The following is a 25,954-nucleotide window of genomic DNA, read 5'->3' on the forward strand; positions in this document are numbered from 1 at the left end:
GCGGGTCGGCATGTGCTGAGGGGGCTTTTCATCATGAGCAGTTCTTGGTCCCTCGGATGGGCAACGGCCGCCGCCGTCTTCGCGATCGTGTCGGCCGCCGACGGCCGTGCCGATCCACCGGCGCCCGGCGACGAGTGCACGGTGTTGCGCTCGACCACCCAGGACGTCAACGGCAGACCGATGTGGTGCAACCCGACGACCACCGGACCGCATGGGCTGGTGTGGCAATACGGCGGGCCGTCGTCAACCGATTAGACTGTGCACCAACATATTTCGGCTACCCGGTACGTCTGCATCACCACCCGCCCGGCCGCCGGCCCCGCGAACTCCCGCGGAAATCTGCGTTAACCGGCCACCGAGGGCACCCGACCGGTGTAGTTTGCTGCTGGGGTGGGCGAGGTTGAGGAGCCAGCCGTGTCTGAGGTCGACTATTGCGTGGTCGGAGCCGGATTCGCGGGTTTGACGGCCGCGTTGCGGCTCAAGCAGGCGGGCCATTCGGTGGCCTTGCTGGAGGCGCGAGATCGGGTCGGTGGCCGCACCTTCACCGAGACCAGAGCCGACGGGACATGGATCGACCGCGGCGGCGCGTGGATCGGTCCCGGCCAGGACCGAATCTATGCGCTGATGGACGAGTTCGGCGTGCCGGAGTACAAGCAGCACAACGACGGCGACGCCATGATGATCGTCGGCGGCAAGAAACACCGCTATGGCGGCACGATCCCGTGGACCGTGAGCCCGTTGGCCGTCGCCAACCTCGGGCTCGGCCTGGCCGCCATCGAGAAGATGTGCAAAGCGATTCCCCGCGAGGCCCCCTGGGAGGCGAAGAAGGCCCAAGAGTGGGACCGAATCAGCATCGGGCAATGGATCGAAAAGAATTCCATGTCGTCGGAAGCCGCCGAGATGCTGGACATGGCCTTTGCCGGCCTCTACACCTCGGCAGCATCAGAGACGTCGTTGCTGTGGGGGCTGCTGCAGACGGCCTCCGCAGGCGGACTCACCTTCGCGATATCGGGCAAGGGCGGCTCGCAGGATGCCCGCCCGGTCGGTGGGATGGGGGCACTGCACCGCCCGATCGTGGCCGAACTCGGTGACGCGCTGCACCTTTCGCAGCCAGTCCGGCAGATCACCCAGGATGCCCAAGGCGTGACGGTCAGCGCCGCGGAGCTCACGGTGCGGGCGCGCCGCGTCATCGTCGCTATCCCGCTGGCGATCGCCACCTCGATCCTGTACGAGCCGATGCTTCCGGTGGACCGGGCGTTTCTGCACCAGCGCATGCCGAGCGGCGCGGTCATCAAGATCTCGCTCATCTACGACGAGCCGTTCTGGCGCGCCGACGGGCTCTCCGGCCAGTCCGCGGCGCCGGGATCCCCGGCCACCCTGACCATCGACGCCTGCACGGACACCGGGGACCCGGGGATCATGTGCGTCATCACCGAAGGGCCCGCGGCGCGCCGGCTGACACGACTCGACGAGTCCGAGCGCAGAGCGGTAATCATCGACGAACTCGTCGACCGGTTCGGCAGCAAGGCCAAGGCGCCGCTGGAGGTCCACGAACAGAACTGGACGTTGGATCGCTACTCCGGCGGCGGCATGATCGGCCACGCCCCCACCGGCGTGCTGACCGAATACGGCTATACGTTGCGCGCGCCCTGTGGCCGGATCCATTGGGCCGGCACCGAGAGCTCGGCCGTCATGTGCGGGTGGATCGACGGCGCCATCCGCTCGGGCGAGCGCGCCGCGGCCGAGGTGACCGAGGCCGAGACCGTCGCCGTCGCGTAGCCGGTCTGGCGCGTAGCCGGGCTGGCGCGTAGCCGGTCCGTCGCGTAGCCGGTCTGGCGCGAGCCAAATCTCTTGCGCCACTTTGGCACCTGTGGTCTCGGCACGACGCTTCTTGTCAGGGGCGGGACGTAGTATTCGAACATGCGTTCGATTGATCGTGAGGAGCTGCAGGGCGATGTCGACGTGTTGCGTACCGTCGTCTCCCGCTTCTGTGCCCGTTCGTATGCGACGCTGACCAACCCGGAGCGGCTGCAACTGCTGGAGATATTCGAGCGCGAGACGCGCCGGCTGCAAACGCCAGGTCATGAGCTGATCAATCAGATCGCCGAGCAAGCGGATCCGACCGAGCTGGGTGGCAAGCTGTCGTGGGCGCTGGCCGATCGGCTGCATATCAGCCGGGCCGAGGCCGGCCGTCGGATCGCCGAGGCCGCCGATGTCGGGCCGCGCCGGGCGCTGACCGGCCAGCCGCTGGCGCCGGTGCTGCCCGCGACCGCGGCGGCCCAGCGCGACGGCGCCATCGGGGCCGACCATGTGGCGGTGATTCGCCGGTTTTTCCACCAGTTGCCCGAGTCCGTCGACCTCGAGACGTGTGTGCACGCCGAAAAACATCTGGCGGCCAAGGCCACCGAGTTCCGGCCCGAGCACTTCGCCAAGCTGGCGCGGCGCCTGATGGATTGCCTGAATCCCGATGGCAGCTACACCGATGCCGACCGGGCGCGGATGCGCGGGCTGGTGCTCGGCCAACAGCAGGCCGACGGCATGTCGCGGCTAAGCGGATGGTTGACACCCGAAGCACGAGCCAGCTGGGAGGCGGTGCTGGCCAAACTCGCCGCCCCCGGCATGGCCAACCCCGACGACGAGCAACCGGTACTCGACGGTGCCCCGTCTCAAGACGCGGTGCAGCGCGACACCCGCAGTGCCGGCCAGCGCAATCACGACGGCCTCAACGCCGCCCTGCGCGCCGTCCTCGCCAGCGGAAACCTCGGACAGCACAACGGCTTACCGGCCTCCATCATCGTCACCACCACACTCGAGGATCTCGAACGCACCACCGGCCACGGGTTGACCGGCGGCGGCACCCTGCTACCCATGTCCGACGTCATCCGCCTGGCCCGCCACGCCCACCACTACCTGGCGATCTTCGACCACGGCAAAGCCCTGGCGCTGTATCACGCCAAACGCCTTGCCGCACCGGGCCAGCGGATCGTCTTGTACGCCAAAGACCGCGGGTGCACAGCCCCGGGCTGTGACGTCGCCGGCTACTACTGCGAGGTCCACCATGTCCAGGACTGGGCACACACCCACCGCACCGATATCGACCAACTCACCCTGGCCTGCGGGCCCCACCACCGCCTCCTCGACAAGGGCTGGACCACGCGACAACGCGCCAACGGCGACACCGAATGGATCCCGCCGCCACACCTCGACCGCGGCCAACGGCGTACCAACACCTTTCACCACCCGGAGAAGGTGCTGGCGGGTGAGGACGACGACGGCCCGTAGCTAACCGGCTTGTTTGGCCGGCGGTCGGCTGCCTGCCACGTTTGGGCAGGAGTCGGTGGTCAGGTCTTGCGCAGCGGCGGCGCCGGGACGCCGATCAACAAGCGCCGCGCCGCATCCCAGGCGCGGCGCAGCGCAACCTGCACGGTTGGCGGATCTGTGCCGAGGATGCGCACCCATGCACCGCGGTCATCGGGAAGAACGCTCACCCCCGCGACGAACTGGTCAGCGACCTCGGCATGCAACGCGTCGGCAATCGCCGCGGCAGGGCGCAGCGGGCTCACAACGAAGAGCGTTGCCATCAGCGTGTGTTTCCCGAGTATCCCTGGCCCAGTCACCGAGCACTGATGCGGCGAGAACCTGATCCGATCGATCGCGACCGCGGCGCCGTCGGTATCGGCGACCTCCAAATCGGTGGCAAGAACGTCGTATTGATGGTGCTCGCGTCGCGCCAGCCGCCCTGCCATGAGCACCTCGCCGACAAGCACCGTCGCGGTCGGGTCCAGGGTCACCATGGTGGACTGATAGAACCGTGCGCCGGGATACGGGATGAGCGCGTCGGGCAGATACTCCAGGTAGGCCCGCGGCCCCACGCGCAGCCCAACGGTGTGGGTGGCGAAGTCGGCATCCATGTGGTGCACCTTGGTCGCGGCCTGCGTCGTCAGGTGCACCGCGGTGTCGGCACCGCAATCGACATCCAGCCGCAGCCGATCTGCCTGTACCACACCGCCACCGGTCGACATCAGATAGACCACGGGCAGATCCGGTCGGCATGGGTCGACGTACAGCGGCCGCATGATCTGCAATGGTGACTTCTGATAGCGACGCACCAACTCGGTACGCGCGCCAACCCGCTCAAAGCCAAGCTCGAGCAGCCCTACCTTGCCGGGGCGACCCACCGCCAAAGTATCCGGCGATCCGGCGAAACCACGAACGGCCGCCGGGATCGTCGCCGGTACATAGTGAGCCGGCGATAGTCGTTCCGTTACAACGTCGCTCACGCCGGCAGACGTCGATAGCTCTCGATGAAGTCGGCCACCTGGTCGACCCCCTGCCCGTCGAGGCAATTCGTCAATACCACCGGACGTCCCTCGCGTACCCGCTCAGCATCGCTCCTCATCACCGACACATCCGCGCGCACATATTGCGCGATGTCGACCTTGTTGATCACCAAGAGGTCCGACTCGGTGATTCCAGGCCCTCGCTTACGGGGCATCTTCTCGCCCTCAGCGGTGTCGAGGACGAAGATGAAGACGTCCGCGAGTAGCGGGCTGAAGGTCAAAGTCAGGTTGTCCCCGCCGGATTCGTACAGCATCGTGTCGACGTCCGGAAACCGATCGAGCATCTCCGCTCCGGCGGCAAGGTTCATCGTCGGATCGTCACGCACCGCGGTGTGCGGGCACGATCCGGTTTCGACGCCCACGACCCGCTCCGGCGCCAGCACGTCTGCCAGGGTACGGCGCACGTGCTCGGCATCTTCCTGGGTGTAGATGTCGTTGGTGATCACCGCCGGCTGATGTCCACGTGCGATCAGGTTCGGCACCAGCGCCTCGATCAGCGCTGTCTTTCCCGAACCGACCGGACCACCTATGCCGACTCGTAACACGTTGTTGCCCAATGCTTCTCCTATCTTCACGTGGCGAACAGGCGAGCGTCGGCTCGCTCGTGCCGCGCCGACATCACGTCGGCAAGCGGTGCGCAGGCACCGAGCTCGGCAAGTGGGCGGTTCGACGCCTGCCGCGCGGCCTCGGCGATCACCGGTGCGACATCGCGAAGCAGCCGCTGCGCGCGAATGTGGTCGCTGAGCCGCAGCCGAACGGCGGCACCGGCGAAGCTGGCCACAAAAGCGAACAAGTCGCTCGCCACCGCGGCCGCGAGCGGTGCGCCGGCGTCGGCATAGACGACACCCGCGACGACGGGCTGCGTCGCGAGTGCCTTGCGCTCGTCCACCAGGGCCGCCAGTCTTTCGGTCCCCTTGCCTCCGAACGACTCTCGCGCAACACTGAGCAACTGCCGACCGGTTCGCGTCGAAGCCGTCCGCATCTCCCGGTTCAGCATCGTCGCGTATAAGCGGCGGTCCACCGTGATGACGTCGTCCCAGTGGCCGGCCGACGCGCTTCGGTGCGCGACCGCCAGTGCCGTGCCGGCTGAGGGGCCCACGGAATGCCGGAGCAAGTCCTCCAACAAGTCCGACAGCTGCGCGGCATCGATCGCGCGGGCCTGCGCGTATCCCTCCAATCCATGTGACAGCGTGTAAAAGCCGCTGGGAAATGCGGAATCGGCCAGTTGCAGGCTGGCCAGCAGCGCCTCGAGGTCCTCGGTCATGGCCGCTCTCCCCGACCAAGTCCGAGGTCCCTCACCTCATCGGTGCTTTGCATATCGTCGTCGGTGCGGGTCATGTTGACGTCAAGCCAAATAGAACAGCTGCGTCAGCGGCAGCGCACGCGCCGGTTCGATCGTCGCCACCTCGCCGTCGAGGGTCACCCGGTAGGTATCGGGATCGACCCTGACTTCGGGTGTGGCGCTGTTGCGCACCATGTCCTGCTTGGCAACCGAGCGGCAGTGTTGCACCGGCAGCGCCTTGCTGGCCAGTCCCAACTGTTCCGGCACTCCGTTCTCGATCGCCTTCTGCGACATGAACGTCACCCGCGTGGCGGCCGTCGCCTTTCCGAACGCGCCGAACATCGGGCGGTAGTACACCGGCTCCGGCGTCGGCAGGGATGCGTTCGGGTCGCCCATCACCGACCAGTTGATCATGCCGCCTTTGATCACCATCACCGGTTTGGCGGCGAACGAGTGGATCGGCCACAGCACGATATCGGCCAGTTTCCCCGGCTCGATGGACCCGATGTGGTCGGCGGTGCCGCTGGCCAGCGCGGGGTTGATGGTCATCTTCGCGACGTAGCGCAACACCCGATAATTGTCGTTGCGCGCCTTGCCGTTCGGTCCCGCGTCCTGCGGCAACGGACCGCGCTGGTCCTTGCAGTGATGCGCGGTCTGGAAGGCGCGGGTCCACGATTCGCCGACCCGCCCCATCGCCTGCGAATCCGACGCGAAGATCGAGATCACCCCCTCGTCGTGCAGCACCGTCTCGGCGGCGATCGTCTCGGCACGAACACGAGAGTCGGCGAACGACACATCCTCCGGGATGTTGTGACTGAGGTGATGACAGACCATCACCATGTCAAGCAGTTCGTCAACTGAGTTCACGGTATACGGCAGCGTTGGATTTGTAGACGCCGGAAGGACATTCGGCTCACCGGCGATCTGCATGATGTCGGGCGCGTGGCCGCCCCCGGCCCCTTCGGTGTGGAAGGTGTGGATGGCCCGGCCGTCGATCGCCGACAGCGTGTTCTCGTAGAACCCCGACTCGTTGAGAGTGTCGGTGTGAATGGCCACCTGGACGTCGTACTGGTCGGCGACCCGGAGCGCGGTGTCGATGGCCGCCGGGGTGGAGCCCCAGTCCTCGTGCACCTTCATCCCGCAGGCGCCGGCCTCGACCTGCTCGGAGAGCGCCTGCGGCAACGAGTTGTTGCCCTTGGCCAACAGCCCGACGTTGACCGGAAGGTCGTCGACCGCCTGCAGCATCCGCGCGATGTTCCACGGCCCGGGCGTGCAGGTGGTGCCTCTAGTGCCGTCGGTCGGTCCGACGCCGCCGCCGATCATCGTGGTGATGCCGTTCGACAATGCCTCGTAGACCTGTTGCGGCGCAATGAAATGGATGTGGGTGTCGATGCCGCCGGCCGTGGCGATGAGATGCTCGCCGGCGATCACTTCGGTGCCCGCCCCGATCACCAGCCGCGGATGCACCCCGTCCTGGGTGTGTGGATTACCGGCCTTGCCGACGCCAACGATCAAGCCGTTCTTGATGCCGATGTCACCTTTGACGACGCCCACCACCGCGTCGAGCACCACGGCGTTGGTGATGACCAGATCCAACGCGCCCTGGACCGCGTTGGTCGCCGGATCCTGAGCCATGCCGTCGCGGATCGACTTTCCTCCGCCGTAGACCGCCTCGTCTCCGTGATAGCCGGAGTTGCAGTCCCTTTCGACCTCGACGACGAGGTTCGTGTCGGCCAACCGAAACCGGTCACCGACTGTCGGTCCGTACAGATCCGTGTAGGTCTTGCGTGGGAGCGTCGTCACCTGTCCTCACTCTGCGCGTCGAAGGCCCCGTGCTGATCGTCAATATCCTTGGCACCCTTGAAATTCAGCGCCTTCGCCCGGCGCATCGAAGCTATCTGGGTGTCGGCCGAATTCAGACCACCGTTGACCAGATTGCTGAAGCCGACCATTCGTCCGTTGCCGCCGTACGCGCACAGCGTCACCTCCCGGGTGTCGCCCGGCTCGAAGCGCACCGCCGTTCCCGACGCGATGTCCAGGTGCATGCCGTATGCCGCGGCGCGGTCGAAATCGAGCGCGCGGTTTGCCTCGAAGAAGTGGTAGTGGGATCCGACCTGAATCGCCCGGTCACCGGTGTTGCTGACCCGGATGGTCGTCCTCTTACGGCCGACGTTGATCTCGACCGGGTCTTCGCCATAGATGTACTGTGCGCCGGCTGACATGCACGCAGTCCTTTCGTGATCGTTGCCGCATCAACAATGTTCGGTGTGGTGATGTTCGGTGTGGTGATGTTCGGTGTGGTGGTGCTCGGTGTGCGGATGGGTGTGGTTGGCGGGCCCGTGCGAGTGCGCGTAGCCGTGGCCGTGTTCCGCGTGCAGGCCTGCGGCGATGCCGTCCTCGCCCTGAGCCAGCCCGTCCAGGGCTGCCGCGACGCGTGCTTGCACCACCTGGCCGATCGTCGCCGGACCGAGCAGTGGTGCGGCATCGTCGACGGGTGCCGCGGCGTTGTTGTTGACGTCGTGAGAGCAGGCCCCGAAGCCGGCTGAAATGAGGCCCACCCGCTCGGCGCCGAGACGGGTCAGACGGTCGATCCCCTCGGCGATATCGGGGTCTCCGCCGGTGAAGGCCACCTCGACCAATCGATGAGGCCCGTATTGACGTACGAGTCGCGCAATGCGGAACAGTTCGGCGTCGTCGAAGGGACCGCCAACGGGTGCGGTGATGAGCAGGCCGTATCCCACGCCGGGCCGCCGCTCGCATCGCAACGCGGCCGACCGCAGCCACGCGATGAGGTGGTTGGCGGTGCCAAACGGTGCGGCAAGCGCAACGCGGTGCGGCAGCCCGGCCTCCGCGGCCGCCCAGCGCAGCGCTCGGGCTGATTCGGCGACCAGTCGCGGGTCCCGCCCGATGGTCATGGGTACGACGCACACCGGCCGAGGCCCCTGCTCGAGTGCCGTGGTCACCGCGTCGCTCAGCGTTCGTCCCGCCGGCAGGACCTCGGCGATCGGCGTCAGCTCGGGCAGCGCAATCCCACCCGCACTCTCGTGACCACAGGACAGCAAGACGGTGGCGTCGTACGGCGGCGCGTCCACCGGCTATCCGCCCACGGGATCATGGCAGGACACCAGCTTGGTGCCGTCGACGAAGGTCGCCTCCACCTGCACCAGGGCGGCCATTTCCCGGACCCCGGGCATCACGTCGTCGGGTCCTACCACATGTTTGGCCAGTTCCATCGACTCGGCGACGGTGCGGCCGTCGCGTGCAGCCTCGACGATGGCCTCACTGATCAAGGCGACCGCCTCGCTGTAGTTCAGTTTCACGCCTCGCTCGCGGCGCCGACGCGCAAGATCCGCCACAACATGAATGAACAACTTGTCCATCTCGCGGGGGGTGAGGTTCATGCGCACTCGCTCCTAGTCGTCGGAAGTGTCCCGGGCACGGTCCGCTGCAGCCGCGGCAGCGACGGCACGGCCAGCAGCAAAACCAGCGTGGTTACGCAGAAAGGCCAGGTCAGCGTGTGTCCGCCGAATGGCGCGAAGATATCGGAGAGCGCGCCCGCCACCATCGTTGACAGCGCCGCGCCGAACATCGCATACGCGAGTCCCCATGCGGTCAGGCTCAGCAGCGCGCCGCCGAGGGCCAGCGCCACCAGCACGGAGTTGTACCCGACGAGACCGCTTCGTACCTCTTCAGCAGGTGACCCGAGCAGCCATGCGGTTGCGATCCCGACAACGCTGCCGAGTGATGCCACCAGACCCGCCGTTCGGCTGGCGACGAAAATGCCGATGAGGAACAGCAATCCGACGTACCACTGCGGCATCAGAAAGATTTGGGCGATGTTGGCGAAGAACGACTGCCACAGATCACCCCAGTGCAATGCGGTAAGGCCCGTGGCGGGTTGCTCGAACCTCGCAAGGCCTTTATGGCCGTGCCACAACCGCTCGAACTCGGTGGCACCCAGCGTCATCGCAGTCGCCCCGATGCAGAACGGGAAGGTCAGGGTAGGAATCTGCCAGGTACCGAGCAGCGTGACCAGCGCCGCCGTGACGATGCTCACCGCGACGGCGCCAGCTGCGGCGAGCAGCCACGTGGAGGCGAACTGCGGGCCAAGAAACACCGTCGCGGCGACCCCTACCAGGCAGCCGTTGAATCCCTCGAGTCCCATCGCGATTCTGCGGCCGTCAACCTGCAGCACGTAGGCGGTCAGCGTGGAGACCGCGGTGCCCAGCAGCGCGCTGAGGCCGTACTGCCACCCCGCGGTGAACAGCGCGGCGAAGAAAAACGCCCCGCACAGGGCACTCGGCATGAAGTCCACTTGCGCAGCACCACGAAGGATCGCCGTCGCCATACCGGCCATGCTGCGGCCGTTAACAACCGACGCCGCGCTGACCGTTTGGCTCATCCATGTGCCTTGATCGTCGATCCCGACTGTGGAGTCCGACGACACCCCTGGTAATCGACGCCTCGGCGAGGGATCCCCGATTGCGCTTGTGCTGACACTGAAAACCCTTTTGGCAGAGTGCCGTTCGTCAGGTGTTAACCTCCGCCGACTACGGGCCTTGCTTGACCGGCGGCCGGTAGAAGATTAACAGCTGGCCGATCGCCCCGGCCAGGCCCAAGCCCGCCGAGATCACCAGGCCCTGCCAGCCGTCGAACCAGTTCTTCCCGAACACCACGTAGTCCAGGCTGTACTTGCCCGCCCCCAGCGTCGCCACGCCCACGGCGCTGACCGCCAGCACCAGGTTGTACTCCCAGCCCTCCTTGACGATGAAGAAGCCGTTGGCGCGGTGCACCGTCCATGCCGCCACCAGCATCAGGGAGACGAAGCCCGCCGCCGGGATCGGGGTCAGGAAGCCGGCGGCCAGGCCCAAACCGGCGGCCATTTCCGTGGTCGCGGCCACGGTGGCGTGGAACTTACCGGGCTTCATGCCGATGCTCTCGAACCAGCGCGCGGTGCCCGGGATGCGGCCACCGCCGAAGAACTTGTTGTAGCCGTGCGCGGCCAGCGTCACGCCCAACACCAGCCGCAGGATCAGCACTCCGACGTCATGGAACGTGTCATATGAAGTCATAACTGTAAACCTAGATCATGGGCCGGGTGGCACCACAAGAGCCGCCGAGCGGCTAGTTCGCTTAATCCGCTGGTCCGTGTGGGAACATAGCGGGCGTTCCGACGTCGGCCCGATCAGTAGCCACACCAGCGAGGGGGTGCATCACGGCTGGCACCGCACGAGGAAGCGGCGCCCACCGCAATGCGTCAAGCGGCCGCGGGTCTGCGCCTACCGAGCACTCCGTGGTGTTGCTGGACGGCACATCGAGCCACCCGCGGCAGCTGCTGGGCAACAAGGGCTACGGCATCGAGGTGATGCGTCGGCACAACCTCCCGGTGCCGCCCGCGTTCTGCATCACCACCGCGGTGGGCCTGCGGTACCTCGCCGACCCCGCGGCGACCATGGAGGTCATCTGGGACGACGTGCTCGACCGGATGCGCTGGCTAGAGGCACAGACGTCGCGCACGTTCGGACAGGGCCCGCGCCCACTGTTGGTCAGCGTGCGCTCCGGAGCCACCCAGTCCATGCCGGGCATGATGGACACCATCTTGGACCTCGGCATCAACGACGACGTCGAGCAGGCGCTGGCGGCCACCGCTGGCCAGGCGTTCGCCCGCGACACCCGCCGGCGGTTCACCGACATGTATCGGCGCATCGTGGGCGTCGGCCATCAAGAGTCGGTGCCGTCGGATCCCTACGCGCAGTTGCGCGCCGGCATCGAGGCGGTCTTCGCCTCGTGGAACTCACCGCGCGCGGTCGCCTACCGCACCCACTACGGGATCGACGATCAGCACGGCACCGCGGTGGTGGTGCAGGCGATGGTGTTCGGCAATCGCGGCCCCAATTCCGGTGCGGGAGCGTTCTTTTCCCGCAATCCGATCACCGGCGACAATGAGCCGTTCGGCGAATGGCTGCCCCGCGGCCAGGGCGACGACGTGGTGTCTGGATCGGTCGACGTCGAACCGATCGTCGCGCTGCACGACGAACAGCCGGCCGTGTACGACGAGCTGATCGGTGCCGCCCGGACCCTGGAACGGCTGGACTCCGACATCCAGGAGATCGAATTCACCGTCGAGGACGGCAAGCTGTGGCTGCTGCAGACTCGCGCGGCGGAACGGTCGGCACAGGCGGCGGTGCGCACCGCGCTGCAGTTGCGGCACGAGGGGCTCATCGACGACGCGGAGACGTTGCGGCGCGTTACCCCGGCGCACGTCCAGACCCTGCTACAACCTGCGTTGCAGCCCGAAATACGGCTGGCGGCACCGCTGTTGGCCAAGGGATTGCCGGCGTGCCCGGGGGTGGCGTCGGGCAAGGCGTACGCGGACGTCGACGAGGCGCTGCGCGCGGTCGACCGCGGCGAGCAGGTGATCCTGGTGCGCGATCACACCCGGCCCGAAGACGTGTCGGGCATGCTGGCCGCGCAGGGCATCGTCACCGAGGTCGGCGGCGCCTCCAGTCACGCGGCGGTGGTCAGCCGCGAACTGGGCCGGGTGGCCGTAGTGGGCTGCGGCCACGGCGTCGCGGCGGCACTGGACGGCAAGCACATCACCGTCGACGGTGCCGAAGGCGAAGTGCGCGCAGGCAATCTGAGCCTGTCCGCGTGGTCCGAGGACGACACGCCGGAACTGCGCGAACTGGCCGACATCGCCCGGCGGATCAGCCCGCTGCGTGCCCACGCGTCGGGCGACCATGTGCGCCTGGACGACAGCTCCGAGGCCGCGGTGCGCGCCGCACTGAACAGCGGACAGGCCGACGTGGTGTCGGCGACGCCGTTGATCGTGATGCTGACCGCGCTGCGCGTGACAACGGGATCCGCGTCATGACCGAATTGGCTGTGCTGCAAGGGGTTCGGCTCAAGGGCCGGGTAAGTCCGGCCGACCTGGCCGCGACGCTGGGCACCGACGTCGCCGACATCACGCCCGTCGTCGAGCGGTTGACCGCGGCCGGACTGCTGACCGAAGGCGAGACGTTGCGGATCACCCTCAGTGGGACCGAAAGGCTCACGGCGTTGCTCGCCGAGGAACGCAAGGGCATCGATCCCCGAGCGATGGCGGCCGCCTACGACGACTTCCGCGCGGTCAACGAGGATCTCAAACGGCTGGTGACGGATTGGCAGCTCAAGGGCGGACCGGACGGCGTTCCCAACACCCACGACGACGCCGACTACGACACCGCGGTGCTGGCCCGCCTCGACGACGTGCACGCGCGCGTGCTGCCGGTCGTCGAGGCCGCCGCGGCGCAGCTGCCGCGACTGGGCGCCTACGCGACGAAACTGGTTGCGGCACTGGACAAAATCAAGGCCGGGGAGACCGCCTGGCTGAGCAGGCCGTTGATCGACTCCTACCATACGGTGTGGTTCGAGCTGCACGAAGAGCTGATCGTCGCCGTCGGCCTTACCCGCGAGGAGGCGGCCAGATCCGGTGACGCGCAATAGCTAGAGCGCGGCGTCGAGCAACGCCAGGTAGGCGTCGACGTCGGGGACGGCCGACTCGGCCGCGTGCACGCTGATGGCGATGGTGTCACCGATGCCGTGCACACCGTGCGTCAGCCCGATCATGGGTGACAGCGCCGGATACCCCGACGTCAGCACCACCGGGGCGCCGCCGAAGCTCAGGTCGGCCGCCCCGCGGTTGACGCTGGACACCACGGTGTTGCCCGACACCTGCGTCGCGCGCTCATCGGCATCGAATTGCCCTATGCCCCAACGTAACAACCCCGCAGGGACCGCCGCGAACGCGCGGTCGGCGGCCCGGGTGGCCGGGTGTTCGAAGCGGCGCCGGCCGTTGGCGAGATCGGCCGCGATCCGCTCGGCGCGCGCGGCCGGCTCGAGGTTCGGGTACAGCCCCACCACGACGTTGCCGAAGTGGTTGTACGCCCGCGCCGCACCGGGCTTCGCCATCGGAACCTCGGCGCCCAGCGAATCGCATTGTCCATCAAGCAGAGTGGACAGGGCCTGCGATACGGCGCTCAGCACGCCGACGGTGATAGTGGGGCCGGGCAACTGCGAACGGTGTCGCACGAACGTCCGCACCGCGCGAACGCCCTCGGGACGCGCGTTCGTCGGCAGCAGCGGACGCGACCCGGCGCCGGGAGCCAACAGCCCCGCGCGGACGTCGCGCTCCAGCCGGCGATGGGCGCGTGCCGCCTGGACGGCGCGCCAGGCTAAAAAGCCGGGCCGCGGTCTGGGCACCTCGGGCACCGGGCCGGGCCGCCCGAACAGCCATGCCGCCATGGCCGCGGACCGGGCGCCGTCGGCCAGCGCGTGCGCGACCTGCAACACCGCGACGACGCCCGGCCCGGTGACGCCGGGGATCCCGCGCACCGCGGAGAACACGTGCAGCCGCCAAGCCATCCGCCGAACGTCCAGCTGGTCGTCGGCGAGGCCGGCGACGGCCGCCAGGACGCCGTCCCAGCTGCACCCGGTGACGTCGTGCCGGACCACCTGTTCGGCCGTGACGGCCGCCGGCACCCACCGCGGGTAGCGCCAGCGGCCCCGATCCCGCACCCGCATCGTGAGCGCCGGCTCCGCGTTGGCCCGCAAGCAGAGTTGCTCGACGGCCCGCGCGTAATCGGCGGGCTCACCGTCGAACGCGTAGAGCAGGAACTCGTCGCTGGGGATCTTGGCCGACATCCAGTAGAACTGCGCGTCGACGGCGGCCATCCGGTGCCCCGACACGGCCCGAGCCACCGTGTCAGCCGGGTGAGCCGGGTGAGCCGATGAACCCGAGCACCAGGTCGGCGACCTTGTCGGGCTGCTCGAGTTGCAGGAAATGACCGGCGTGTTCGACGACGGCGACCTCGCTGCCCGGGGGCAGCACCTTCTCCGCCCACCGCGCGAAAGCCGGTGTCATGCAACCGTCGTCGCGACCGTGCAGGTACAGGCACGGCAGCACGGGTTCTTCGGTCCACAACTGGTTCAATGCGGCATACCGCGCCGACGGCCGGCTGTTGCGGATGGTGGCGCGGTACGGCCCCAGCGCGGCGCGCCAGCTGTCCGGCGCCCCGATCGCGGCGTCGACGTGACGCAAGTCCTCGTCGGCGCGATAACCGGGCGACCACCGCCGCCACAGCAGCGGCAACACCCAGGACGCGGAACGTTCAGGCAGCCAAGGCAATTGGAAGTACATGATGTACCAGCTGCGGAACACCTGGCGCGCCAGATGGGCGGCCAGGCGGCCCCGTTCGGCCGCGCCGCCGCCGCGCCGCCGAAATGCCGCCGACGGCGGCACCGACATGATCACCGCCTTGGTGAACGGACTGTCGGGCATCGCGGCCAGGCCGGTGCCGGCGATGGCGCCCCAATCGTGGCCGATGACCACGTCGTTCTCGGTGCCACCCGCCGCCGAGCGCACCCGCAGGGCGTCGTCCATCAGCGCCCCCACCTGATAGCTGCCGTCGACGGGGATCGACGACGGCGCGTAACCGCGCATGAAGGGCGCGATCACCCGCCACCCCGCCTCGGCGAGCCGGGGGGCGACCTTGCGCCAGCCGTAGGGCGTGTCGGGGAAGCCGTGCAGGCACAGCGCGATGGGACCGTCTTGTGGCCCCCAGGTGAGTGCCTTGAGGTCCCCGGCGGGGCCGGTCACGTCGATCCAGCCTGGTTCAGCCATGTTCACTCCCTGCTCGACGTCTCCGCAGGGATCAACCTAACCTGTGCGGCCTCGCGACGCACCGACCCTGGTCGATAGAGGGTCAAACCGTCGCTGTGCCAGGAATTTTCACCGTTGCAGCGCGGCGGCGCGTTCCAGCTCGGCGATGATGATCTTGCGCATGCCGTACATCGCGTTGGTGGCCGCGGCCGCCCTCGCGCGGTCGGGGTCGCTGATGAGTTCGTAGAGCCGGTCCGGGACGATTTGCCAGCTCATCCCGAAGCGGTCTTTGAGCCAGCCGCACTGCGATTCCTCGCCACCGTCGCTCAGCCGGTCCCAGTAGTAGTCGACCTCGTCCTGGTCCTTGCAGTGGATCGTGAAGGAGACCGCCTCGGTGAAGTGGAAGTGCGGACCGCCGTTGATCCCGATGAAGCGGGTGCCGTCCAGCACGAAGCTGCCGGACAGGACCGTGCCGGGCTCCCCCGGTCCGGCGTCGGTGGTCTGGTTGAGGCCCTCGATGTGGGAGTTGGGAAACACCGAGGTGTAGAACCTGGCGGCCTCCTCGAAATTGTCGTCGAACCACAGCGACGGGGTGATCGATGGCATGTCCGGGGCCTCCTTGGCGGGTCGTTGGTCTCTGCCGTTGATAGACCCGGTCGGCGTCCAAAACTCACCGTGCCGTCCACCCGCGCAACAGTGCTTAACCGGCCTATGTAACGTCAGGTCGCATGAGTACCGTCAGCAGCAGTCCCGAGACGGTTGAGTTTGCCGGCGTCGACGGGATCAGCCTGGTCGCCGACGAATGGAACCGCGGCTCCGACGGTGCCGGGCGCCCGAGCATCCTGATGTTGCACGGGGGCGGCCAGAACCGCTTTTCCTGGAAAAACACCGGCCAGACGCTGGCCGATGAGGGACTGCACGTGGTGGCGCTGGATTCGCGGGGTCACGGCGACAGCGCCCGCTCCCCCGACGCCGACTACGAGATCGAAACGCTCACCGGCGACGTCATGCGGGTGCTGGACGCAATCGGGCGGCCCGTGACGATCATCGGGGCCAGCATGGGCGGGCTGACCGGCATCCTCGCCGCGCACCGGGCCGGCCCGGCGAAGGTCACCCGGTTGGTGCTCGTCGACGTCGTCCCCCGATTCGAAAAGGGCGGCAGCGCCCGCATCCGCGACTTCATGTTCAGCGGCCTCGACGGCTTCGACTCGCTGGAGCAGGCCGCCGATGCCGTCGCCGCCTACCTGCCCTACCGAAGCAAGCCGCGCAGCCCCGAGGGCCTGAAAAAGAACCTGCGACTGCGCGACGGCCGCTGGTATTGGCACTGGGACCCGGCCTTCATGACCAAGCCCGGCGACGATCCCGAATTGCGCACCGAAAGCTTCGAGCAGGCCGCCAAGAACTTGACGATCCCCGTCCTGCTGATCCGCGGCAAGCTGTCCGACGTGGTGAGCCCCGAGGGTGTCCGGCATTTCCTGGCCACCGTGCCGCGCGCCGAGTTCGTCGAGCTGTCCAACGCCGGGCACACCGCGGCCGGCGACGACAACGACGCGTTCAGCGACGCGGTGGTGGCCTTCGTCAATCGCCGCTAGATCTGATGGCGGCGACCCGCTAGTTCGCCGGCTTCTCGGCGTGCCCGCCGAATTGCTTGCGCATCGCCGAGAGCGCCTTGTTGGCGAAGTCGTCGAGCTGGCGCGAGGCGAAACGCGACTGCAGCGCGGTGGTCAGCACCGGCGAGGGCACTCCCTCGTCGATCGCCGCGATGGAGGTCCAGCGACCCTCCCCGGAGTCGGAGACCCGGCCGGAGAACTCCTTGAGCTCCGGCGACTCGTGCAGCGCGATCGCCGTCAGGTCCAGCAGCCAGGAACCGATGACGCTGCCGCGCCGCCACACCTCGGCCACCTCCGGAATGTCGAAGTCGTACTGGTAGAACTCCGGATTGGACAGCGGCGCGGTTTCGGCGTCACTTTCCTGCACGTGCTTGCCGATGTCGGCGTTGCGCAAGATGTTCAGCCCCTCGGCGAGCGAGGCCATCATGCCGTACTCGATTCCGTTGTGGACCATCTTCACGAAGTGCCCGGCACCGGCCGGCCCGCAATGCAGGTATCCCTTCTCCGCCTGCCCGACCTCGCCGTCGCGGCCGGGTGTACGCGGCGCGGCGTCGACGCCCGGCGCGACCGTGGCGAAGATGGGCTCTGCGTGCGCGAAGGCCTCGTCGTCGCCGCCGACCATCAGGCAGTAGCCGCGCTCGCGGCCCCAGACGCCGCCGCTGGTTCCGCAATCGAGGAAGTGAATTCCCTTCTCCGACAGCGTCTTCGCGTGACGAATGTCATCGCGGTAGTAGGAGTTGCCGCCGTCGATGACGATGTCTCCGGAGTCGAGCGTCTTGGCCAGCTCATCGATCACCCCCGTGGTGATCGTCCCGGCCGGGACCATGACCCAGACCAGCCGCGGCGCCGTCAGCTTTTCGGCGAGCTCCTGTAGCGAGGACACCCCGGTGGTCTTGTCCTCCCCCGCCATCGCCTTGACCGCGTCGGGGTTGTGGTCGTAGACCACGCACTCGTGTCCGTCGGCGACCACGCGGCGGACGATGTTCGCGCCCATCCTGCCGAGGCCGATCATCCCAAGCTGCATCGTGGGTGTCTCCTTACTGTTGGGTGGGCTTGCTGCGCGGCAGCCACGGCTCGTGCCAGCTGTGGTGGCCCCGCAGCAGCGACTGTGCGGCCTCGGGTCCCCACGAGCCCTCGTCGTAATGATGAATGCGGCCGGGCCTGTCGAGCACCGGCTGCACGATTCGCCACGTCTCTTCGATGGCATCTTCGCGGGCGAACAATTGGCGATCCCCGTTGAAGGCGGCGTAGAGCAGCCTCTCGTAGGGCCGCACCGGTTCGCCGAGATCCTCGGCGAACGACGAGTCCAGGTGAACGTCGTGCCATGAATCGCCGACCTGGGCGGACAACTGCAGCCGCATACCGGGATCGGGGTCGATGCGCAGCACGATCTGGTTGCACTCGGGCGGCCGGCGGTTGGGCAGGAACGAAAATCCGGGGACGTGGTGCAGGAACATCCGCACCTCGGTTACCTTCTCCGGCAACGCCTTTCCGGCGCGCAGGAAGATGGGCACCCCGGCCCAGCGCCAGTTGTCGATCTCGGTCCGCAGCGCGATATAGGTCTCGGTGGTGGAATCCTTTGCCACACCGGCGACGTCGGTGTAGCCGCGGTACTGCCCCCGGACGCAACGTTGCGGATCCAGCGCCGGCATCGCCCGGAAGACCTCGGCTTTCTTGTCGTTCAGGTCGTCGGCACCCGCACCGACCGGGGGCTCCATGGCGACCAGGGCAAGCACCTGCAGCAGGTGGTTTTGCACGACGTCGCGAAGGGCGCCCACCGCGTCGTAGAACTTGCCGCGGTCCTCGATGCCGAAGTCCTCGGCCATCGTGATGTGGATCTCGGAGATGCTGTCGCGGTCCCACAGCTTGGCGAGTCCTCGATTGGCGAACCGCAGGTATTGCAGTTCTTCGACCGGCTGTTTGCCCAAAAAGTGGTCCACCCGCAGGATTTGGTCTTCGTCCAGCACCGCGCGCAGCCGCTCGTTGAGGTCGCGCGCCGAGTCCAGGTCGTGCCCGAACGGCTTCTCCACCGCCACCCTGGCCCGCTCCAGCAGGTCGGCCTTCGCCAGGTTCTCCACGATCGGCGCGAACAAGGCCGGCGGCATTTCCAGGTAATAGAGCGGATGAGAGTCCGACGGGATCTTCTTGGCCAGTTGCTTGTAGAGCCCTGCGTCGGTGACGTCGCCGTGTAGATAAGACAGCCGGCCCGCCAGCCGGTCGAACACGGCCTCGTCGAACGTCTCCCCCGATGCCTTGATGGCGTCGCGAGCCCGATCCTGCAGCTGCTCGACGGTGATGTCGTCACTGGCGACACCGACGATCGGGTGGCTGAGCATGTCGCGGCGCTCCAGCCGGTACAACGCCCGGAACGTCATCTTGCGCGCCAGATCACCGGTGATTCCGAAGATGACCAGCAGGTCAGATGGGTTAGTGTCGTCCTCGGCCAAAACCGCTCCTCCCGAAAGTCACCCGATCGGCTCCCTTGAGATCACTACCCGCGGCCGGCGGAGTCAACACTAGACACTGCCAATAGGGCCGACAACCCGAGTGGACCGGGCCCTTGAAAGCGCCTGAAAGGATGACCGCCATGGCTGACGCGCTGCACGTCACGGTCTACCTGCTGGCCGGGATCGCCGCGATCGAGGGCGTTGGGCTGATCGTGCTGTGGCGGTTGCTGGTGCGCAGCCAACAGGAGCTCGACGAGCTGCGCCAGCGGACCGACGCCCGCAATCAGCTGCTGTCGGGCGGTCGCGAGGCCGTCAAAAGGGTGTGGAACACCGCCAACCTGATGCGCAAAGAGGGCTTCGGGGCGGCGGTGCGCAGCAGCATCGAGGACCTCGCGGACTGGGCCGAAGTCGAGCGACCCGACCTTGCCCGCGTCACCCCGGACGGCCGGGTGGTGATCTTGTTCTCCGACATCGAGGAATCGACCGCGCTCAACGAGCGGATCGGCGACCGGGCGTGGGTGAAGCTGATCAGCTCGCACGACAAGCTGGTCTCGGATCTGGTGCAGCGCCGGTCCGGTCATGTGGTGAAGAGCCAGGGCGACGGGTTCATGATCGCGTTCGCGCGCGCCGACCAGGCGGTGCGGTGCGGCATCGACCTGCAGCGGGCGTTGCGCAGGGACGCAAACCGTAAGCGGCACGAGGAGATTCGCGTCCGGATCGGCATCCACATGGGTCGTTCGGTGCGCCGCGGCGACGACCTGTTCGGCCGCAACGTCGCGATGGCGGCTCGGGTCGCCGCGCAGGCGGTCGGTGGTCAGATCCTGGTAAGCCAGCCGGTGCGAGATGCCCTGGCCGATTCCGATGGCATCCGGTTCGACGACGGCCGCAACGTGGAGCTAAAGGGCTTTTCGGGCACCTACCGGTTGTTCGCCGTCGAGTCTCCGGCCGATTCCGAGCCGGACTGACCGCCGTCCCCGTTGTATTCGGCCAACCGCTGATGCAGGCGGTCGCGGACCTCGTCGGCGGTGTATGCGCGCCGCTTGCGTTGGTCGCGGACGACCAGCGCGCCCCCGGCGACGACACCGGCCGCACCCGCCAATCCCAGCCACTTCCACACATTGCGCATGACTCCAGGCTATGCGCAGCCGGACCGCTATGGCCCGGTTGTGATTGACTTGTGTGCCCGCAACGTTCGGCAGCGCAGCGCGCGTGACGTACCGGCGGGCCCACACTGGCGATGACAGCGACGAAAGTTGCAGCGGCGGACGGGCTTACACGAAGATGCTCACGTTGGACCAGGCGCTGGAACAGACCCGCACCGGAGACCTCTGGCTGTTTCGGGGCGGTTCGGGACCCGACCGCGCCATCCAGACGCTGACCAACAGCCCGGTGAACCACGTCGGGATGACGGTGGCCATCGACGACCTGCCGCCGCTGATCTGGCACGCCGAACTCGGCGACAAGCTCGTCGACCTGTGGACAGGGACGAATCACCGTGGCGTGCAACTCAACGACCTTGCGCAGTCGGTGTCGCAGTGGTCGCAGCGCTACCACCAGCGGTGCTGGCTGCGCCAGTTGACCCCGCCGGCCAACCGCGAGCAAGAGAACACGCTGCTGCGCGTGATCGCCCGGATGGATGGCACCGCGTTTCCCACCACCATGCGCCTGACCGGCCGCTGGCTGCGTGGCCGGCTGCCGAACGCCTACGACTGGACGCGCGGAATCCCGGTCGTGGACAGGAAGGTTCGCGAATCGACGCAGCGGCGCAAGGAGCGCCAGAAGCTCGGTCTGGAGGTGGCCTATTGCGCAGAAACGGTGGCCATCACCTATGAGGAAATGGGGTTGCTCACCACCGAGAAGTATTCCAATTACTTCGACCCCGGCTCGTTCTGGAGCGGTGACAGGCTCCCGCTGACACCGGGCTACGCGCTGGGCGACGAGATCGAGATCGCGGTCGGCTAGTCGAGGATCACCCGACCGCCATCTCGCCCATCTCGGACCAGCCCGTGGCGTCGATGGTCTGGTTGATGATCTTGGGCGTGGACTTCAGCGCCTGCGGGACCTCTTGGATGAAGCGCTTGAAGTGCTCGCTGTTGACGTGGATGCCGCCCGCCTCGTCGTCGCGGAACGCCTCCACCAAGACGTACTCCGCCGGGTCGTCCAGGCTGCGCGACCAGTCGAACCACAGATTGCCTTCTTCGGCCCGGGTCGCCGCGGTAAACGGCGCGACGAGTTCGGGCCAGCGGTCGGTCCACTCGGGTTTGGTCTCGAACTTGACGACGATGAAGATCATTGCGGCCCCGCCTCGGTTGTGTTCCGGTTACGCCCGCCCGGTCTCCGCGGGCAGCGCCAGCCTATCCGCCCGTGGGCGCCGCCGCGCCGGCCTCCGGGCGCCCACCGCCGGTAGGTAGTTCGCTTCGGTAATGGTCAGAGCAAAGTGTGCTCATGCGTCACACCTGACACATGAGCACACTTTCGCCGCTTGACAGCTCTTCCCCGGCGCTGGGTGGCGTAGCTCACAGAAGGGCGTTAACCGGTGGTATTTCACTTTTCCGCGTAACAGCCGGATCAGCGGTGCCCGCGGAGAGAAATAACTCTTTCTTATCCCCGCCGGCTTGCACCCTATTCGTTATTCATTCGCAATTCACGCGTGGCCGGATAAAGGGTAATTCAGGGCGCCGGCGGAGGCGGGACGTCCGGCGCCGGGGCGTCGATCAAAACGGCCGGCGCAGGCGGCGGAGCATCCGGCGCGGGCGGGGGCGGCGGGGCGTCCGGCGGCGGGGGCGGCGCGTCCGGCGGGGCGGCGGGGCGTCGGGCGGGGGCGGCGGCGCGAACAAGGGCGGCGGCGTGCCACCATCTTCCGGCGGCATCGGGAGGAACATGTGGTGGGTGAATCCGGCCTGGTAGGCGCCCGCACCACCGATGTGCACGCCGCCACGTTCGCCACTGGACACCGGCGTTCCGTCCGGCAGCGTCACGGCGGTGTGCCCGCCGTTCCAGCCGATGACCAAGGCGTTGGGGGCGGTTCCGTACTGGAACCCGCGCGCCAGCAATGCGCCCTCTTCGTTTCCGGTGTTGAATCGATCTCCGAAAACGGGCCTGTCAGTTGCCGCATTCGCAATCCACGAAGCAAGTCCCGAACAATCGGTACCGGCCGGCGAATCGCCACCCGGAATATAGGGCGTGCCGGAGACCTGACCGATCAACGACATCAATGTTGCAATAACGACCATGGCCAGGGAGGCTAGCAATAACATTTATTGTGAACCAAAATTTGTGGCGCAGGTCATTTGCTATACGGACAATGACCTGCGCCGCACCAGAGCAAACTTATTACACAGCGGTATATTTTTCGCAGCAAAATACCTGTGCTACCGGGGCGCCGGTTCAGCAACTTCCCGCGGACGCATCCCAAGCGGTGATCGGCTAGGACTTGGCGGGGCCTCGTTCGCTTTGCGCCGTCTCACGGTCGACGTCGGCTTGCTCCCGTATTGCACGGGCTCGGACGCGCTTGCGCTGTTCGTCCTTGCGTCGCAGCCGCTCGCGCTCGCGCTCGGCGGCCGTTCCCTCGCGCTCGTCCGCGCGCAGCTCTCGCTCGTCTGCCACCAGCTCGCGGTCGTCCGCGATCCGCTCGCGCTGGTCGGCCACGCGGTCTCTTCTACCGGCCTGGAATTCGCGTCGCCTCAGTTCGGCCTCGCGCTGGACCAGCTCCCTTTCGCGCTCATCGAGCTCGTGGACCCGGCGTTCCAGCTCCGCGGGCGGCTCGACACGGTTCTCCGCGGCCACAGCTCACCCTAACGCCGGACAGTCGGCCGTTCGACCGAGCTGGAGCCGCGCATCGCCGGCAAGGCCCGGTCGATCAGCGATCTTCGCTCAGAGGGGTGTCCAAATCCCGTTGTTCCAGATCCCCCAGTTGCCGGCGCCGGTGGGATTCCACATCATCTGAGCCCCGGGCGCCCAGGCCGGTTGGGGTGGCGGCGGCGGGGCCCACGCCGGCGGCGGTCCCCAGGGCCCCCACCCTGCCGGCGCGGACGGGCCGCCCGGGCGTTGCCAATCGTGGCAGTGATTCCAGTCCCAGTCCGCCACGTTGCCCCAGGTGGGGTTCCAAGGATCGCCCGGGCACCAATGACCGGTGGGTGCCGGGGGCGGGGCCGCCCGAGCGACGGTGCCACCGGCCAGACCCAGAGCGGACAGAACCAACGCGCCGCCCGCAGCCACGCTCGCACACCGCCGCACCGCGCTCTTCACAGTCGCCATCTCCCAAGAATTTCCCTCGGCGGGGATCCCGGCAAGTAGCAATTCGCAGCCTCGACTCAGAGTCCGAACTTCGCCCGCGCTTCCTCGGTCACCGGGGTGAAGAGGTTGACCAGGTTTCCGTCCGGATCCCGGAACAACAACGCGCGGTTTCCCCAGGGCATCGTGGTCGGCGCCGTCACGACCTCACCCACGTGCTCGCGAAGCCGCACGTACTCGGCGTCCACGTCCTCGACGATGAACTCCAGGATGGCGCTGCGGTTGGCCGCCGGTTCGGCGGATCCCTCGCCGAACAGCGGGACGGTCTTCTCGCTGCCGATGGCCAGCGTGCCGATCGGCGTCGGGATCTCGGCGAACAGCTCGTTGCCCCAGATCGCGGAGATGCCGGTCACCATCTCGTAGAAGCCGACGAGCCGCCCGACGTCGGCCGTGATGATGCGGGTCGAAATGAATTTCATGCGGTCCCTCCAGGTGAGAGCGGTCGGTGTCCGGGCACCGAATGCTAAACGCCGCCTCCGACAACCCCGAGGGATCGGACGAGAGTTCGCGAAGCCACCGGTCGACCGCTGCCCGGCTTCGCGCTAGTCATCCGTGAAATCGACCGTCTTGCCGCGCATTGCGGCGCAGGCTTTGACGCAGAGCGTCGTCGCCGGGACGGCGACGAGAGCCGCTATCGCAAGCGCGAGAACCGAATCGAGCCAGAAGAAGCGTCCGGTCAGAGCCATGACCGCACCGGCGACGGCAATCGCCGCGGCCGCCGCCGCATCGGCGAGCGTGTCCAGCAGAACGGAGCGCATGTGGAGGTTCTCGTTGGCGGCCGAGGCGCCCAACACCCAGGCGCCCACCAGTAGCACCGCCATCGTCGCCGCACTGACAACCAACACCGGCAGGCCGTGCACCTCGGGAACGCCGCGAGTCAGCCGGCCTATCGCTTCCACCGCGATCAGTGTCACCACTACCAGGAGAGCAATGCCGTTGATCAACGCGACGATAGGGATCGCCGCCGAGCGCCAGGCATAGTCGGTGCGGTCCCGGACGGTAACGGCGATCAGGCCCAGAACCAGTGCCACCGAATCCGCCGCCGTGTCGCCGGCAGCGGCGATCACACCGACGGAATGTGCGGTCAGGCCGACGATGACCAGCGCGGCTATCAGAGAAACGTTGAGGCCGAGGACGATTCCCAGCCGCCTGCGCTGGCTCACCGGCCTACACGTTGAACCGGAACTCGACCACGTCGCCGTCGGCCATGACGTAGTCCTTGCCCTCCATGCGCACCTTGCCGGCCGACTTGGCCGCCGCCATGGAACCCGCGGCGATCAGATCGTCGTAGGAGACGATCTCGGCCTTGATGAAACCCTTCTCGAAGTCGGTGTGGATCACCCCGGCGGCCTTGGGCGCGGTGTCGCCCTGGTGAATCACCCACGCGCGCGCCTCTTTTGGGCCCGCGGTCAGATAGGTCTGCAGCTTCAGCGTGTGAAAACCGGCCCGCGCCAACGCATCGAGCCCTCGCTCGGTCTGCCCGATGGACTCCAGCAGCTCGGCCGCCGACTCGTCGTCCAGCTCCTGCAGTTCGGCCTCGATCTTCGCGTCGAGGAACACCGCGTCGGCGGGTGCGACCATCGCGCGTAGCTCGGCCTTGCGGGCGTCGTCGGTCAGCACGGATTCGTCGGAGTTGAACACGTACAGGAACGGCTTGGTGGTCATCAGGTTCAGCTCGCGCAGCAGTGCCGCGTCGACCCCGGCCGCGAACAGCGTCTTACCGGAGTTCAGCACGGCCTCGGCGGCAACGGCCGCCTCGTGCACGGCCTTGCGGTCCTTGTTGTTGCGGGCTTCCTTCTCCAGCCGCGGGACGGCCTTCTCCAACGTCTGCAGGTCGGCGAGGATCAGCTCGGTCTCGATCACCTCGATGTCGGAGCGCGGGTCCACCTTGCCGTCGACGTGCACGACGTCGTCGTCGGCGAACACCCGCACCACCTGGCAGATCGCGTCGCACTCGCGGATGTTCGCGAGGAACTTGTTGCCCAGCCCGGCGCCCTCGGAGGCGCCCTTCACGATTCCGGCGATGTCGACGAAGGTCACCGGTGCCGGCACGACCTTCTCGGAATCGAACATCTCGGCCAGCTTGTCCAGCCGGGGATCGGGCAGCGGAACGACGCCCTCGTTGGGCTCGATCGTCGCGAACGGATAGTTGGCCGCCACCACGTTGTTCCGGGTCAGCGCGTTGAACAAGGTCGACTTGCCGACGTTGGGCAAACCCACTATTCCCAGGCTCAGGCTCACGGGGAACCAAGTCTAGGGGTCCTGGCGGCGACGGGCGCCGGGGACCGCTGATCACCGCCGATACCGCACACCGGCGTGGCACGCGCAGGATCGCAACGAGG

Annotated in this window: 29 protein-coding genes and 1 pseudogene; 8 read left to right on the forward strand and 22 right to left on the reverse strand. The window is 67.4% G+C overall.

Going from position 1 to position 25,954, the window contains the following annotated elements:
• The first annotated feature begins 33 nt into the window (after positions 1-33).
• From B9D87_RS13195 to B9D87_RS13205, 3 genes are all read left to right on the forward strand, one after another.
• Complete coding sequence (locus B9D87_RS13195; RefSeq protein ID WP_040631918.1) at positions 34-255, forward strand: hypothetical protein; 222 nt, start codon at positions 34-36, stop codon at positions 253-255.
• Between the two features lie 159 nt (positions 256-414).
• A complete protein-coding gene (locus B9D87_RS13200) occupies positions 415-1,779 on the forward strand; it encodes a flavin monoamine oxidase family protein (RefSeq protein WP_007776504.1) in 1,365 nt (454 codons plus the stop codon).
• 141 nt (positions 1,780-1,920) lie between these two features.
• Positions 1,921-3,282, forward strand: coding sequence for an HNH endonuclease signature motif containing protein (locus tag B9D87_RS13205; protein ID WP_007776505.1), 1,362 nt, complete (start codon positions 1,921-1,923; stop codon positions 3,280-3,282).
• A 59-nt stretch (positions 3,283-3,341) separates the two neighbouring features.
• On the opposite strand, the gene B9D87_RS13210 is transcribed toward B9D87_RS13205, so the two are convergent.
• The 9 genes from B9D87_RS13210 to B9D87_RS13250 all read right to left on the reverse strand — a co-directional run bounded on the left by B9D87_RS13210 (position 3,342) and on the right by B9D87_RS13250 (position 10,694).
• A complete protein-coding gene (locus B9D87_RS13210; protein WP_238553508.1) occupies positions 3,342-4,178 on the reverse strand; it encodes an urease accessory protein UreD in 837 nt (278 codons plus the stop codon).
• A 98-nt stretch (positions 4,179-4,276) separates the two neighbouring features.
• Positions 4,277-4,897 carry an urease accessory protein UreG gene (gene ureG, locus B9D87_RS13215; RefSeq protein WP_007776510.1) on the reverse strand — a complete coding sequence of 207 codons (621 nt, stop codon included), beginning with the start codon at positions 4,895-4,897 and terminating at the stop codon, positions 4,277-4,279.
• Positions 4,898-4,911: 14 nt separating this feature from the next.
• Positions 4,912-5,604, reverse strand: a complete 693-nt coding sequence (locus B9D87_RS13220) for an urease accessory protein UreF (protein WP_007776513.1) — start codon at positions 5,602-5,604, stop codon at positions 4,912-4,914.
• 81 nt (positions 5,605-5,685) lie between these two features.
• Entirely contained in the window at positions 5,686-7,425 is a 1,740-nt protein-coding gene (gene ureC, locus B9D87_RS13225; protein ID WP_007776517.1) for an urease subunit alpha, read from the reverse strand.
• A complete protein-coding gene (locus tag B9D87_RS13230) occupies positions 7,422-7,844 on the reverse strand; it encodes an urease subunit beta (RefSeq protein ID WP_007776521.1) in 423 nt (140 codons plus the stop codon). Before B9D87_RS13230 ends, ureC begins: the two co-directional genes overlap by 4 nt.
• Positions 7,845-7,874: 30 nt before the next feature.
• The gene (locus tag B9D87_RS13235) at positions 7,875-8,714 is read right to left on the reverse strand and encodes a sirohydrochlorin chelatase (RefSeq protein WP_007776526.1); all 840 of its coding nucleotides are present in this window, start codon (positions 8,712-8,714) and stop codon (positions 7,875-7,877) included.
• A gap of 3 nt (positions 8,715-8,717) precedes the next feature.
• Positions 8,718-9,023: an urease subunit gamma gene (locus tag B9D87_RS13240; protein WP_007776527.1), complete on the reverse strand. Its 306-nt coding sequence runs from the start codon at positions 9,021-9,023 to the stop codon at positions 8,718-8,720.
• Positions 9,020-10,024: an urea transporter gene (locus B9D87_RS13245; protein WP_077094061.1), complete on the reverse strand. Its 1,005-nt coding sequence runs from the start codon at positions 10,022-10,024 to the stop codon at positions 9,020-9,022. The genes B9D87_RS13240 and B9D87_RS13245 overlap by 4 nt, the downstream gene beginning before the upstream one ends.
• A 148-nt stretch (positions 10,025-10,172) precedes the next feature.
• Positions 10,173-10,694 carry a DoxX family protein gene (locus tag B9D87_RS13250; protein WP_007776529.1) on the reverse strand — a complete coding sequence of 174 codons (522 nt, stop codon included), beginning with the start codon at positions 10,692-10,694 and terminating at the stop codon, positions 10,173-10,175.
• A 221-nt stretch (positions 10,695-10,915) separates the two neighbouring features.
• On the opposite strand from B9D87_RS13250, the gene B9D87_RS13255 reads away from it, so the two are divergent.
• Positions 10,916-12,496, forward strand: coding sequence for a pyruvate, phosphate dikinase (locus tag B9D87_RS13255; protein WP_007776533.1), 1,581 nt, complete (start codon positions 10,916-10,918; stop codon positions 12,494-12,496).
• On the forward strand, positions 12,493-13,107 hold the full coding sequence (locus B9D87_RS13260; protein ID WP_007776534.1) for a hypothetical protein: 615 nt from the start codon (positions 12,493-12,495) through the stop codon (positions 13,105-13,107). Before B9D87_RS13255 ends, B9D87_RS13260 begins: the two co-directional genes overlap by 4 nt.
• Here the strand turns inward: B9D87_RS13260 and B9D87_RS13265 are convergent, their stop codons facing one another.
• The 3 genes from B9D87_RS13265 to B9D87_RS13275 form a co-directional block, all read right to left on the reverse strand.
• The gene (locus tag B9D87_RS13265; protein ID WP_007776537.1) at positions 13,108-14,349 is read right to left on the reverse strand and encodes a WS/DGAT domain-containing protein; all 1,242 of its coding nucleotides are present in this window, start codon (positions 14,347-14,349) and stop codon (positions 13,108-13,110) included.
• Positions 14,350-14,365: 16 nt separating this feature from the next.
• Positions 14,366-15,283, reverse strand: a complete 918-nt coding sequence (locus B9D87_RS13270; RefSeq protein WP_007776538.1) for an alpha/beta fold hydrolase — start codon at positions 15,281-15,283, stop codon at positions 14,366-14,368.
• 108 nt (positions 15,284-15,391) lie between these two features.
• Entirely contained in the window at positions 15,392-15,868 is a 477-nt protein-coding gene (locus B9D87_RS13275) for a VOC family protein (protein WP_007776539.1), read from the reverse strand.
• 122 nt (positions 15,869-15,990) lie between these two features.
• Here B9D87_RS13275 and B9D87_RS13280 point away from each other — a divergent pair, with 122 nt between their 5' ends.
• Complete coding sequence (locus tag B9D87_RS13280) at positions 15,991-16,854, forward strand: alpha/beta fold hydrolase (protein WP_007776540.1); 864 nt, start codon at positions 15,991-15,993, stop codon at positions 16,852-16,854.
• A gap of 19 nt (positions 16,855-16,873) precedes the next feature.
• Here B9D87_RS13280 and gnd read toward each other — a convergent pair whose 3' ends face one another.
• Positions 16,874-17,896 carry a phosphogluconate dehydrogenase (NAD(+)-dependent, decarboxylating) gene (gene gnd, locus B9D87_RS13285; protein ID WP_007776541.1) on the reverse strand — a complete coding sequence of 341 codons (1,023 nt, stop codon included), beginning with the start codon at positions 17,894-17,896 and terminating at the stop codon, positions 16,874-16,876.
• Positions 17,897-17,909: 13 nt separating this feature from the next.
• Positions 17,910-19,319 (reverse strand): glucose-6-phosphate dehydrogenase, encoded by a 1,410-nt coding sequence (locus B9D87_RS13290; RefSeq protein ID WP_007776542.1) that lies wholly within the window; start codon positions 19,317-19,319, stop codon positions 17,910-17,912.
• A 131-nt stretch (positions 19,320-19,450) separates the two neighbouring features.
• On the opposite strand from B9D87_RS13290, the gene B9D87_RS13295 reads away from it, so the two are divergent.
• Complete coding sequence (locus tag B9D87_RS13295; RefSeq protein WP_040631921.1) at positions 19,451-20,284, forward strand: adenylate/guanylate cyclase domain-containing protein; 834 nt, start codon at positions 19,451-19,453, stop codon at positions 20,282-20,284.
• Here B9D87_RS13295 and B9D87_RS13300 read toward each other — a convergent pair.
• Complete coding sequence (locus B9D87_RS13300) at positions 20,236-20,445, reverse strand: hypothetical protein (RefSeq protein WP_007776556.1); 210 nt, start codon at positions 20,443-20,445, stop codon at positions 20,236-20,238. The two genes, B9D87_RS13295 and B9D87_RS13300, sit on opposite strands and share 49 nt — an antisense overlap.
• A gap of 155 nt (positions 20,446-20,600) precedes the next feature.
• On the opposite strand from B9D87_RS13300, the gene B9D87_RS13305 reads away from it, so the two are divergent.
• On the forward strand, positions 20,601-21,281 hold the full coding sequence (locus B9D87_RS13305) for a hypothetical protein (protein ID WP_007776560.1): 681 nt from the start codon (positions 20,601-20,603) through the stop codon (positions 21,279-21,281).
• 7 nt (positions 21,282-21,288) lie between these two features.
• Here B9D87_RS13305 and B9D87_RS13310 read toward each other — a convergent pair whose 3' ends face one another.
• The 7 genes and pseudogenes from B9D87_RS13310 to ychF form a co-directional block, all read right to left on the reverse strand.
• Entirely contained in the window at positions 21,289-21,612 is a 324-nt protein-coding gene (locus B9D87_RS13310; protein ID WP_007776563.1) for a putative quinol monooxygenase, read from the reverse strand.
• Positions 21,613-22,099: 487 nt separating this feature from the next.
• Positions 22,100-22,576: pseudogene (locus B9D87_RS13315) on the reverse strand (hypothetical protein); the annotation flags it as partial.
• A 169-nt stretch (positions 22,577-22,745) separates the two neighbouring features.
• Positions 22,746-23,105, reverse strand: coding sequence for a hypothetical protein (locus B9D87_RS13320; RefSeq protein WP_080598655.1), 360 nt, complete (start codon positions 23,103-23,105; stop codon positions 22,746-22,748).
• Positions 23,106-23,192: 87 nt separating this feature from the next.
• Positions 23,193-23,576 carry an Mtp family mycobacterial-type pilin gene (locus B9D87_RS13325; protein ID WP_007776568.1) on the reverse strand — a complete coding sequence of 128 codons (384 nt, stop codon included), beginning with the start codon at positions 23,574-23,576 and terminating at the stop codon, positions 23,193-23,195.
• Between the two features lie 56 nt (positions 23,577-23,632).
• Entirely contained in the window at positions 23,633-24,031 is a 399-nt protein-coding gene (locus B9D87_RS13330) for a VOC family protein (RefSeq protein WP_007776571.1), read from the reverse strand.
• 123 nt (positions 24,032-24,154) lie between these two features.
• Positions 24,155-24,775 carry a cation efflux transmembrane domain-containing protein gene (locus B9D87_RS13335; protein ID WP_007776573.1) on the reverse strand — a complete coding sequence of 207 codons (621 nt, stop codon included), beginning with the start codon at positions 24,773-24,775 and terminating at the stop codon, positions 24,155-24,157.
• A 4-nt stretch (positions 24,776-24,779) separates the two neighbouring features.
• Positions 24,780-25,853, reverse strand: coding sequence for a redox-regulated ATPase YchF (gene ychF / locus B9D87_RS13340; RefSeq protein ID WP_007776576.1), 1,074 nt, complete (start codon positions 25,851-25,853; stop codon positions 24,780-24,782).
• Positions 25,854-25,954: the final 101 nt, after the last annotated feature.

The sequence above is a fragment of the Mycobacterium colombiense CECT 3035 genome (assembly GCF_002105755.1).
In the GTDB taxonomy this organism is placed as follows: domain Bacteria; phylum Actinomycetota; class Actinomycetes; order Mycobacteriales; family Mycobacteriaceae; genus Mycobacterium; species Mycobacterium colombiense.

Excerpts from the sequence above, each read along its gene's own strand:
- B9D87_RS13195 (WP_040631918.1), top strand. The coding sequence starts at position 34 with ATGAGCAGTTCTTGGTCCCTCGGATGGGCAACGGCCGCCGCCGTCTTC.
- B9D87_RS13205 (WP_007776505.1), top strand. The coding sequence starts at position 1,921 with ATGCGTTCGATTGATCGTGAGGAGCTGCAGGGCGATGTCGACGTGTTG.
- B9D87_RS13220 (WP_007776513.1), bottom strand. The coding sequence starts at position 5,604 with ATGACCGAGGACCTCGAGGCGCTGCTGGCCAGCCTGCAACTGGCCGAT.
- B9D87_RS13230 (WP_007776521.1), bottom strand. The coding sequence starts at position 7,844 with ATGTCAGCCGGCGCACAGTACATCTATGGCGAAGACCCGGTCGAGATC.
- B9D87_RS13240 (WP_007776527.1), bottom strand. The coding sequence starts at position 9,023 with ATGAACCTCACCCCCCGCGAGATGGACAAGTTGTTCATTCATGTTGTG.
- B9D87_RS13245 (WP_077094061.1), bottom strand. The coding sequence starts at position 10,024 with ATGAGCCAAACGGTCAGCGCGGCGTCGGTTGTTAACGGCCGCAGCATG.
- B9D87_RS13250 (WP_007776529.1), bottom strand. The coding sequence starts at position 10,694 with ATGACTTCATATGACACGTTCCATGACGTCGGAGTGCTGATCCTGCGG.
- B9D87_RS13260 (WP_007776534.1), top strand. The coding sequence starts at position 12,493 with ATGACCGAATTGGCTGTGCTGCAAGGGGTTCGGCTCAAGGGCCGGGTA.
- B9D87_RS13270 (WP_007776538.1), bottom strand. The coding sequence starts at position 15,283 with ATGGCTGAACCAGGCTGGATCGACGTGACCGGCCCCGCCGGGGACCTC.
- B9D87_RS13275 (WP_007776539.1), bottom strand. The coding sequence starts at position 15,868 with ATGCCATCGATCACCCCGTCGCTGTGGTTCGACGACAATTTCGAGGAG.
- B9D87_RS13280 (WP_007776540.1), top strand. The coding sequence starts at position 15,991 with ATGAGTACCGTCAGCAGCAGTCCCGAGACGGTTGAGTTTGCCGGCGTC.
- gnd (WP_007776541.1), bottom strand. The coding sequence starts at position 17,896 with ATGCAGCTTGGGATGATCGGCCTCGGCAGGATGGGCGCGAACATCGTC.
- B9D87_RS13295 (WP_040631921.1), top strand. The coding sequence starts at position 19,451 with ATGACCGCCATGGCTGACGCGCTGCACGTCACGGTCTACCTGCTGGCC.
- B9D87_RS13300 (WP_007776556.1), bottom strand. The coding sequence starts at position 20,445 with ATGCGCAATGTGTGGAAGTGGCTGGGATTGGCGGGTGCGGCCGGTGTC.
- B9D87_RS13305 (WP_007776560.1), top strand. The coding sequence starts at position 20,601 with ATGCTCACGTTGGACCAGGCGCTGGAACAGACCCGCACCGGAGACCTC.
- B9D87_RS13310 (WP_007776563.1), bottom strand. The coding sequence starts at position 21,612 with ATGATCTTCATCGTCGTCAAGTTCGAGACCAAACCCGAGTGGACCGAC.
- B9D87_RS13325 (WP_007776568.1), bottom strand. The coding sequence starts at position 23,576 with ATGGCGACTGTGAAGAGCGCGGTGCGGCGGTGTGCGAGCGTGGCTGCG.
- B9D87_RS13330 (WP_007776571.1), bottom strand. The coding sequence starts at position 24,031 with ATGAAATTCATTTCGACCCGCATCATCACGGCCGACGTCGGGCGGCTC.